Consider the following 249-nt stretch of genomic DNA (forward strand, 5'->3'; position numbering starts at 1 on the left):
AGCGCTACGTGATCCTCAACCCGGCCTACCTGACCCGGCTCGCCGGGCAGAAGACGGGGCTGTGGAAGGCGAAGGCGCCGGCCCCGGCCACGGAGCGTCCCGCCAGCTTCTCGGTCTGACCGCCTTCCCTGCACTCAGGTCAGAGGGTGAGGGTCCAGGTGTTCAGGTAGCCGGTGTCGCCCGAGTAGACGTCGCGCACCCGCAGCTGCCAGGTGCCGTTCGCCGCCTCGCTCGACAGGTTCGCCGTGT

General features: G+C 69.9%; 1 protein-coding gene and 1 pseudogene. One reads left to right on the top strand and one right to left on the bottom strand.

Annotated elements, in window-relative coordinates; all coding sequences use genetic code 11:
- Window positions 1–119 (top strand): annotated as a pseudogene (locus F6X68_RS33300) (glycosyltransferase); the annotation flags it as partial.
- A gap of 20 nt (window positions 120–139) precedes the next feature.
- On the opposite strand, the gene F6X68_RS33305 reads toward F6X68_RS33300, so the two are convergent.
- The coding region (locus F6X68_RS33305; RefSeq protein WP_151457900.1) for a proprotein convertase P-domain-containing protein at window positions 140–249 on the bottom strand (110 nt) is incomplete at its 5' end.

The sequence above is a fragment of the Micromonospora sp. AMSO12t genome (genome assembly GCF_008806585.1).
Classification (GTDB): Bacteria; Actinomycetota; Actinomycetes; order Mycobacteriales; family Micromonosporaceae; genus Micromonospora; species Micromonospora reichwaldensis.